We start from the raw sequence: 8,504 nt of genomic DNA on the forward strand, positions 1-8,504 counted from the left end.
AAAGCAAGGATTCCCACAGCTCGGTTACTGTATAATGTTCCTGTTGTATTTTATGCCGGTATTTGACAGTATAATTTACCCAGAGTAGAATTTCCCTGCGAAAGCAGTCTGTAGCCAAGATGCCTAGGAGGTGCCATATATGATTGAGGTTACTATTGATAGTGTTCGTATCGGACTGATGAACCGAAAGCCGGAGTATCAGTATGTTGTTCTTTTAAGAGAGCGGTCGAGTAAAAGGTACCTTCCAATATTTATTGGCCAGGCAGAAGCCCGCGCGATACTTATCAAACTGAAGAATGAAACCGTCCCGCGGCCTATGACCCATGATCTTCTGCAAAAAATGATAGATGCGTTAGGCGCTTCAGTAGATTCTATTATTGTAAATTCGCTTGAAAATGATATCTTTTATGCAAAAATTATTCTTAACCTAAATGGGCGTCAATATGAAATTGATGCTCGGCCAAGCGATGCGCTTGCATTGGCAATCAGGGCGGACTCACCTATTTTTATTGATGAAAGTGTGCTTGATAAAGCAGGGATATCTCTTGACAGGGATAAAGAAACCGATGATTTGATCCTGGATAGCACTGATGGTCTGGAAGCGGAAGGAAAGGGTGGTAAAGTGAGCGAAGAGGAAATGAGACGGCTCGGCGCTTTTCGTGAATTTATCGATACCCTTGATTTAGATGACTTCGATAAAAACAAATCCTGAAAAAGTCTGGTTTTGGGGTCAAGAATTCTTGTTAACATAATATTTATTCCAGCTTTTGACTTGCTTTAAGTGGTTTTGTTATGCTATCCTCTTGGAAATAAAAATTGCAGGTTTCACCTTATCAAGCGCAATATGTATATGCAGGTCCGGCTGGTAAATTTAAATTGATGTCTCTTAATTTTTGTACCCATAAAGCTTGGTTTAGTAATTCTGCGTTTTTGTAACCAAGCTTTTTTTATGGATTTTTATAAACGAATTTAGGCTATGCAGGATGCACTTGCATTCTTTGCGAAAATAATTCAGGTAAGGGGGATAGCTAGTGGCTAAGAAGAAGGGCTGCCTTGGCTGTTCACTACCGGTAGCCATTGTGCTCGTGGTTCTGGTTTTGGCAATAGTCATTTTAGGACTTCTTGCGGGGCCCCTGGGCAGAGCGTTTGGTGTTGAAGGGCTTCCTTCGTGGATGACCCTGGACACGCCTCATATTAAATTACCGGCAGATGCCATCTTTAATCTTTTTGGTATTCCGGTTACCAACACGCTAATTGCTACTTGGGTCACTATAATTGTATTGAGCCTTGTTTTTTGGGCTGGTTTTAAAAAGCCTAAAATGGTTCCCGGGAAACTGCAGAGCGCTTTGGAAGCAGCTCTCGGCTGGATTTACGATCTCTGCGTCTCTACAGCTGGTGAAAAGGACGGAAGGCGGTTCTTTCCGTTTATAACTACGCTGTTTCTTTTTATTATTACTTCTGCCTGGCTTGCACTCATTCCCGGGTTTGGTTCCATTCTGGTGCATTTTAGTGGTGGCGAACATGTGGAATTACTGCGGAGCACCGGCACCGATCTGAGTACTACCCTGGCTTTAGCCCTTATTACCTTCTTTACGGTTGAAATTATCGGCTTTAAGCGACTCGGCTTCGGGTACCTCAAGAAATTTTTCGTATTTGGCGGATTAGCACGCGGTTTCAAGATGCTTTTCTCAAAAGAAACTCGTGGTAAAGCCGCTATGGAAATAGTAACTGGCTTTATGACTGCATTTGCCGGTCTTCTGGAATTGATAAGTGAGATGGTTAGGATTTTAAGCCTCAGTTTCCGGTTGTTTGGTAATATGCTGGCAGGAGAAATCTTGCTGCTTATGATGGCATTCCTGATTCCTTACTTGTTGCCATTACCGTTCTATGGTCTTGAATTGCTGGTTGGTTTCATTCAGGCCCTGGTGTTTGCCAGTTTGGCGATCGTATACCTCTCAGTGGCAGTGACTCCTCATGCTGAGGAACACTAGACAGTAGATAACATAAATTTAAATAAGTAAATAATTGAAGGGGGATTATACACATGGAATTGGAAGCCGCTAAATTACTTGGTGCAGGCCTGTCCACTGGCCTGGGTATGCTCGGGCCTGGTATCGGTTTGGGTTTGATTGGTGCTAATATGCTCCAGGGTATTGCCCGCAATCCGGACGCCAGGGGTGCCATGTTTACCAACATGATCCTTATGGCCGGCCTGACAGAAGCAGTTGCTATTTATGCTCTGATTGTTTCAATCCTGCTTATCTTTGTGGCCTAGTATTTTTAATTTAATGATGGATCTTCATTTAAATCCCAGGGAGTAGGAATAATGGAATTAGAAGGTATGGGTATCAACATTCCCCTGCTTATTTCGCAGGCTGTAAGTTTCGGTATCCTGTTTTTTATCCTTTATAAAGTCGGTTTCAAAAAATTTCTGAAAACCATGGACGAACGTTCCATGCGCATAAAAGAGAGCCTTGAAGCCGGTGAGAAAGCCAAGCTGGAAGCTGCTCAGGCTGAAGAAGAAGTTGCCAAACGTATAGAAGCTGCAAATCTTGAAGGGCAAAAAATTGTTGACCGAGCTGTTCAGACAGCTGAAGAGATTCGCAAAAAAGCGGAGCAGGATGCCAGAAAACAGGCCGATGCTATTATTGTAAAAGCCCAGGCTGAAATAGCTCGCGAAAAAGAAGCTGCCCTGGTGGAGCTTCGTAAAGAGGTTGCAGACTTAGCCGTTGTTGTAGCCGGCAAGGCGATTAGCAAATCTCTCGACGAAAAGGCTCATCAGGACCTGATCAATTCCGTGCTTAAAGAAGCAGCCGTTTTATAGTGTTGAAAGATAGAGCAAGGCCTCTTAAAAGAGGGGAAAGATATGGCTAATAATATATATTCAAAAGAATTAGCAAAAGGGCTGTTTGAAGCCGCCGGAAAAGAAGGGCGAACAGTAAAGTGGCTCGGCGAACTCAGGCTACTTGCTGACCTCCTGCAAGACAAGGCACTTTTAGAAAAGATCGCAAATAAAAATATTGCGATGGAAAAAAAGACAGTGCTGCTTGCTGAAAGAGGCAGCGAGCTTAGCCCTGAAATGACAAGCTTGCTTAACTTGCTTGTCGAGAAGCAAAAGGTTGACTATATTAACGCGATTTCTATCGAATATCAAAGGCTTATTGATCAACAGCATGGTATTGAAGGGACTCGCATAGCCAATGTTGTTACGGCTGTTGAGTTGGATGAGGCAGCCAGGCTTGATATCGGCAAACAGCTTACAAAAATGTTTGAAAAGCCGGTTGTAGTTGAAAGCCGGGTAGACCCCGAGATACTGGGAGGAATGATAATCCGTATTGGAGATAAATTGATTGACGGCAGTGTAAGAACCAAGCTGCAAACTATAAGCAAGGAGCTGGTCTAATGGCAAAATCAGCCGAAAAAGATATAATCGCTGTTTTAAAACAGCGCGTCGAAAAGTACGAGGATAAGATCAACGTAGTCGATGTCGGTACCGTTGCCGAAGTTGGTGATGGTATAGCCCGTATCCACGGGCTTAGCTCCGTTGGTTCAAATGAACTTTTACGGTTTCCCGGAGATGTCATGGGTATTGCCATGAACCTCGAAGAAGATTACGTTTCTGCAATTATTCTTGGTGAAGATGCCGGCATTAAAGAAGGGGATGAAGTTAAGGCTACCGGCCGTGTTGCAGAAGTTCCGGTTGGCTCTGCAATGATAGGCAGGGTTATTGATGCTCTTGGCCGCCCCATCGACGGCAAGGGAGATATCAAGACCAGCAGCACTCGCCCCTTGGAAAGAATTGCCCCCAACGTTGTTGCCCGCAAATCAGTTGATACGCCGGTTCAAACTGGTATTAAAGCAGTAGATAGCATGTTCCCTATTGGGCGAGGGCAGAGGCAGCTAATCATTGGTGACCGTTCCACCGGCAAAACCGCTGTAACCATTGATACTATTATCAATCAACAGGGCGGAGATCTTACCTGTATATACGTTGCTATTGGCCAAAAAGCATCCAAGGTGGCTCAGGTTGTTGCACAACTTGAGGCCAACGGCGCCATGGAACACACCATTGTAGTAGCTGCCAACGCATCTGATTCAGTTGCAATGCAATATCTGGCTCCTTATGCCGGATGCGCAATTGGTGAAGAGTTTATGGAACAGGGCAAGGAAGCTCTGATTGTCTACGATGATCTGTCAAAACATGCCTGGGCATACCGCCAGATGTCGCTTCTTCTGAGGCGCCCTCCGGGGCGAGAAGCCTATCCGGGTGATCTTTTCTATCTCCACAGCAGATTACTGGAAAGAGCGGCAAAGCTTGATGAAGCACATGGCGGAGGATCGCTGACGGCGTTACCTATTATTGAAACCCAAGCCGGTGATGTATCGGCTTATGTTCCTACCAATGTAATTTCAATTACTGACGGGCAGATTTATATGGAGCCCGATCTGTTTAACGCCGGTATACGGCCTGCTATTAACGTTGGTCTTTCTGTATCCCGCGTTGGTAGTGCAGCCCAGATTAAAGCCATGAAACAGGTAGCTGGTAAATTGAAGCTGGAAATGGCTCAGTACCGCGAGCTGGCAGCTTTTGCCCAGTTTGGGGCTTCGGACCTCGATCGAGCTACCAAGAACCAGCTGGAGCGCGGCAAGCGGATTACAGAAATCTTGAAACAGCCGCAGTTCGCACCAGTGTCGGTCGACAAACAGGTTATGATGTTTTATGCCATTACCAATAATTATCTTGATGACGTTAGTGTAGAAGATGTCAGGGATTTTGAAACTTCATTCTACAGTTATATGGAGAGAGGGTATTCAAAAATCGGCGAAATCATAGTAAAAGAGAAAAAGCTATCACCCGAACTTGAAAAAGAGCTAAAAGAAGCTATCGAATCTTTTAAATCAACCTTCATGGCTGGTAAGAAGAAATAAGGAAGAGCTTTTGGCAAACATTCGTTTAATTAAAAGGCGCATACGCAGTATCCAGAATACAGCCAAGATAACCCGTGCCATGGAAATGGTGGCTGCTTCAAAGATGCGCAGAGCCCAGGAACGGGGTCTGGCAGGCCGCCCGTATTCTAAAAAGATGATTGAAGTCATTAGTGATTTAACCAGGGCAACCAGGGCAAGCGGTGGAAGCGCACCTCATCCCCTTCTGGATACCCGGGGTGAGGTAAAGAATATAGCCCTGGTTTTTATTTCGACAGACAGGGGAATGTGTGGGGGCCTGGTAAGCAATCTTAATCGTAAAGTCGGCCATTTTTACATGGATAAAGCAATATCGGTTAATTCAATTGCAGTCGGGCGTAAAAGCGTAGACTTTTTGAGGCGCACCGGGCGCAATGTTATGGCAGAATTTACTAACTTGGGGGACCGGCCTTCATTTGTAGAAACCCTTCCGATTTCACGCATTGTTCTCGATGAGTATTCCAGAGGTGCAGTGGACGAGGTATATATTGCCTATAGCAGTTTTGTATCAACCGTTTCACAGTTGCCAATTATAGAAAAACTGTTGCCGGTGGATACCGAACAATTTAAGTCTAGTGAAAGTGATAAATCTGATGCCAAGGCGGTTGAACATATCTATGAACCAGATATTGCCGGTGTATTGAACGAACTGCTGCCACGTTATGTGGAAATGCGGATTTATCAGGTAATTCTGGAATCAATTGCCAGTGAACAGTCAGCGCGCATGGTAGCCATGCGTAATGCAACCAGTAATGCCAAGGATTTGGTTGAAGACCTTACCCTTCAATTTAATAAGGCTCGCCAGGATGTGATCACCAGGGAGCTTCTGGATATTACCGCCGGTAAAATGGCTTTAGAGCAGGAGAAATAATTTATGGCAAAAGAAAATACTGAAGCTGTAAAAGGCAAAGTTGTACAGGTAATCGGTTCGGTTGTCGATGTCGAATTCCCAACTGAAAAGATGCCGGCACTCTATAATGCGTTGAAAATAGACTCCGGTGATTTGAAACTGACCCTCGAAGTTCAAAGCCACATTGGCAATGACTGGGTAAGGTGTCTTTCTCTTGATCCAACCGATGGTCTGGCACGCGGAATTGAGGTAGTTGATACTGGTGCGCCTATCAGTGTACCGGTTGGTGAAGCTGCACTGGGCAGGATTTTCAACGTGACCGGCACTCCGCTGGATGACCGTGGAGAGGTTAAAGCCAAGGATTACTGGCCGATCCACCAAGACGCTCCCACCTTTGACGAACAGCAGTCGACGGTTCAAATGTTTGAAACCGGTATCAAGGTAATTGACCTTATTACCCCCTTTGCTAAAGGCGGTAAAGCTGGACTCCTGGGGGGCGCCGGTGTTGGTAAAACAGTTATTATCCAGGAACTCATTCGCAACATTGCCACCGAGCATGGTGGCTATTCTGTTTTTGCTGGTGTAGGGGAACGTTCCCGTGAAGGTAACGATCTCTGGCACGAAATGCAGGATTCTGGCGTCATTGAAAAAACCTGCCTGGTATTCGGGCAGATGAACGAACTTCCGGCAGTGCGTCTCAGGGTAGCCCTCACCGGGCTGACCATGGCTGAATATTTCCGCGAAGTAGGACGTCAGGACGTACTCCTTTTCATTGACAATATTTATCGTTATACTTTGGCTGGAATGGAGGTATCAGCCCTACTCGGGCGCATGCCTTCTGCTGTAGGTTATCAGCCAACACTGGCGACTGAAATGGGCGAATTACAGGAACGTATCACTTCAACCAAGAATGGTTCGATTACTTCTTTCCAGGCGATTTATGTTCCTGCTGACGACTATACTGATCCTGGTGTTGTGGCTACCTTTGGGCATCTTGATTCAGTTATTGCATTGGAAAGGGCATTAGCCGAGCAAGCACTTTACCCAGCGGTTGATCCGCTCGCTTCCACTTCTCGAATTCTTTCACCGGATAACGTGGGCGAAGAGCATTACCAGGTTGCCCGTGAGGTGCAGAAAGTGCTTCAGCGTTATAAAGACCTTCAGGATGTTATTGCTATACTTGGTATTGAAGAACTGAGTGAAGAAGATAAGCTGATCGTTGCCCGTGCTCGTAAAATCCAACGATTCCTGACACAGCCATTCTTTGTAGGTGAGGTATTTACAGGACGTCCGGGTAAATACGTGCCGATATCCGAAACAGTGCGCGGATTTAAAGAAATCCTGGAAGGCAGGCACGATGATCTTCCTGAGCAGGCTTTCTATATGGTTGGCTCCATAGATGAAGCAGTAGAGGCGGCCAGAAAGCTGGCTGAATAGAGCACAAGCGATGTCAAAAATTAAACTGGATATAGTTACTCCGGAAGAGGCAGTGTTCTCTGATGAAGTAGATATGCTGGTAGCACCGGGAATTGAAGGTGAGCTGGGCATACTCCCTCATCACGCTCCGCTGATGACAGTTCTCGGGATTGGGGAATTGATAATCCGCAAAGGCAATAATGAGCAATATCTGGCGATTGGCGGCGGATACCTTGAAGTTCAACCGGATAGAGTTATTGTGCTGGCTGATGTAGCTGAGAGAGCTGAAGATATTGATGTTGCCCGCGCGGAAGCTGCTAAAGAAGCCGCTCAGCGCAGCATGGCTGAACGACCTTCGGGGATGAATGCTGCACAGGCTGAAGCCGCTCTCAAGCGTTCGCTGGTAAGATTGAAAGTGGCCACCAGGCGAAGGAAAAGGCATCAGGAGATGTAAGAAAAAGCCCGGTTTTACCGGGCTTTTTAGTGCCTTTGTATTCATTATAAATAATCTTTAGAAAGCAAAAACCCTCCCTAAAACTCATCTTTTGAGCCTTAAAAAGGGGGATTTGCTTGGTTGTTCGGGTCTGGGTAATTTTTAGATGATTTCCAGAGAGGCCTTGGTTCCAGCCTTGGCTGCTTTAACCCGGATGAGTGTACGCATAGCCTGGGCGATGCGCCCTTGTTTGCCAATTATGCGCCCTTTATCTTCATCGGCGACCTGGAGTTTAAGAACAATGCCGTTCTCCTCACTTGCTTCCTCAGTAACCACCACGTCATCGGGTGCATTTACCAGTGATTTTGCGATGAATTCAACCAGTTCCTTCATGGTTACTCCTTTGCTGACTTGATCTTATCCATTATGCCGGCCTTGGTCAGCAACCTGGCGGCGGTAGCAGTTGGTTGCGCCCCTTCCTTCAACCACTTGATGGCAGCCTCTTCCTGTATTTCGACAGTTTCTGGCTGAGTAAGGGGATTATAGAAACCAATTATTTGAATAAAGGCACCGTTCCGGGGTGACTGGCTGTCAGTCACTACCAGCCGGTAACTTGGTTTTTTGGGTGCACCAATACGTCTTAACCTGATTTTAACCACATTTCCTCCTTATCAGGTGCTAATTATGACGCATTACGCAGGTGCTGTCAATACTGTGTAAGGGTCCAGCACATATTGGACTTTTCAGGGTTAGCGATAAATTTATCCAGATAATAACGCAGGGGAGCCTTTTTGCCAATACCCCGGTGAACCTTTTCGGTGTTGTACCATATAAGGTATT

11 protein-coding genes are annotated in these 8,504 nt (G+C 45.8%); 9 read left to right on the forward strand and 2 right to left on the reverse strand.

Going from position 1 to position 8,504, the window contains the following annotated elements; all coding sequences use genetic code 11:
• The first annotated feature begins 139 nt into the window (after positions 1–139).
• The 9 genes from PHX29_03370 to PHX29_03410 all read left to right on the forward strand — a co-directional run bounded on the left by PHX29_03370 (position 140) and on the right by PHX29_03410 (position 7,685).
• Positions 140–712 carry a bifunctional nuclease family protein gene (locus PHX29_03370; protein MDD5604935.1) on the forward strand — a complete coding sequence of 191 codons (573 nt, stop codon included), beginning with the start codon at positions 140–142 and terminating at the stop codon, positions 710–712.
• 319 nt (positions 713–1,031) lie between these two features.
• Positions 1,032–1,991, forward strand: coding sequence for a F0F1 ATP synthase subunit A (locus PHX29_03375; protein ID MDD5604936.1), 960 nt, complete (start codon positions 1,032–1,034; stop codon positions 1,989–1,991).
• A 53-nt stretch (positions 1,992–2,044) separates the two neighbouring features.
• Positions 2,045–2,275, forward strand: a complete 231-nt coding sequence (gene atpE / locus PHX29_03380) for an ATP synthase F0 subunit C (GenBank protein ID MDD5604937.1) — start codon at positions 2,045–2,047, stop codon at positions 2,273–2,275.
• A 51-nt stretch (positions 2,276–2,326) separates the two neighbouring features.
• The gene (gene atpF, locus PHX29_03385; protein ID MDD5604938.1) at positions 2,327–2,824 is read left to right on the forward strand and encodes a F0F1 ATP synthase subunit B; all 498 of its coding nucleotides are present in this window, start codon (positions 2,327–2,329) and stop codon (positions 2,822–2,824) included.
• 42 nt (positions 2,825–2,866) lie between these two features.
• The gene (gene atpH / locus PHX29_03390) at positions 2,867–3,403 is read left to right on the forward strand and encodes an ATP synthase F1 subunit delta (protein ID MDD5604939.1); all 537 of its coding nucleotides are present in this window, start codon (positions 2,867–2,869) and stop codon (positions 3,401–3,403) included.
• On the forward strand, positions 3,403–4,929 hold the full coding sequence (gene atpA / locus PHX29_03395) for a F0F1 ATP synthase subunit alpha (GenBank protein MDD5604940.1): 1,527 nt from the start codon (positions 3,403–3,405) through the stop codon (positions 4,927–4,929). The genes atpH and atpA overlap by 1 nt, the downstream gene beginning before the upstream one ends.
• Before the next feature lie 10 nt (positions 4,930–4,939).
• Positions 4,940–5,836, forward strand: a complete 897-nt coding sequence (gene atpG / locus PHX29_03400; GenBank protein ID MDD5604941.1) for an ATP synthase F1 subunit gamma — start codon at positions 4,940–4,942, stop codon at positions 5,834–5,836.
• A gap of 3 nt (positions 5,837–5,839) precedes the next feature.
• Complete coding sequence (gene atpD / locus PHX29_03405) at positions 5,840–7,252, forward strand: F0F1 ATP synthase subunit beta (protein MDD5604942.1); 1,413 nt, start codon at positions 5,840–5,842, stop codon at positions 7,250–7,252.
• A 10-nt stretch (positions 7,253–7,262) separates the two neighbouring features.
• Positions 7,263–7,685 carry a F0F1 ATP synthase subunit epsilon gene (locus PHX29_03410; GenBank protein ID MDD5604943.1) on the forward strand — a complete coding sequence of 141 codons (423 nt, stop codon included), beginning with the start codon at positions 7,263–7,265 and terminating at the stop codon, positions 7,683–7,685.
• Between the two features lie 141 nt (positions 7,686–7,826).
• Here PHX29_03410 and PHX29_03415 read toward each other — a convergent pair whose 3' ends face one another.
• Positions 7,827–8,057 (reverse strand): KH domain-containing protein, encoded by a 231-nt coding sequence (locus PHX29_03415; protein ID MDD5604944.1) that lies wholly within the window; start codon positions 8,055–8,057, stop codon positions 7,827–7,829.
• Between the two features lie 2 nt (positions 8,058–8,059).
• Positions 8,060–8,323: a 30S ribosomal protein S16 gene (gene rpsP / locus PHX29_03420; GenBank protein MDD5604945.1), complete on the reverse strand. Its 264-nt coding sequence runs from the start codon at positions 8,321–8,323 to the stop codon at positions 8,060–8,062.
• Positions 8,324–8,504 lie beyond the last annotated feature (181 nt).

The organism is Dehalococcoidales bacterium, from assembly GCA_028717385.1.
GTDB lineage: Bacteria > Chloroflexota > Dehalococcoidia > Dehalococcoidales > CSSed11-197 > CSSed11-197.

Coding starts and splice junctions, on each gene's coding strand:
- PHX29_03370 (MDD5604935.1), top strand. CDS start 140: ATGATTGAGGTTACTATTGATAGTGTTCGTATCGGACTGATGAACCGA.
- atpE (MDD5604937.1), top strand. CDS start 2,045: ATGGAATTGGAAGCCGCTAAATTACTTGGTGCAGGCCTGTCCACTGGC.
- atpF (MDD5604938.1), top strand. CDS start 2,327: ATGGAATTAGAAGGTATGGGTATCAACATTCCCCTGCTTATTTCGCAG.
- atpH (MDD5604939.1), top strand. CDS start 2,867: ATGGCTAATAATATATATTCAAAAGAATTAGCAAAAGGGCTGTTTGAA.
- atpA (MDD5604940.1), top strand. CDS start 3,403: ATGGCAAAATCAGCCGAAAAAGATATAATCGCTGTTTTAAAACAGCGC.
- atpD (MDD5604942.1), top strand. CDS start 5,840: ATGGCAAAAGAAAATACTGAAGCTGTAAAAGGCAAAGTTGTACAGGTA.
- PHX29_03410 (MDD5604943.1), top strand. CDS start 7,263: ATGTCAAAAATTAAACTGGATATAGTTACTCCGGAAGAGGCAGTGTTC.
- PHX29_03415 (MDD5604944.1), bottom strand. CDS start 8,057: ATGAAGGAACTGGTTGAATTCATCGCAAAATCACTGGTAAATGCACCC.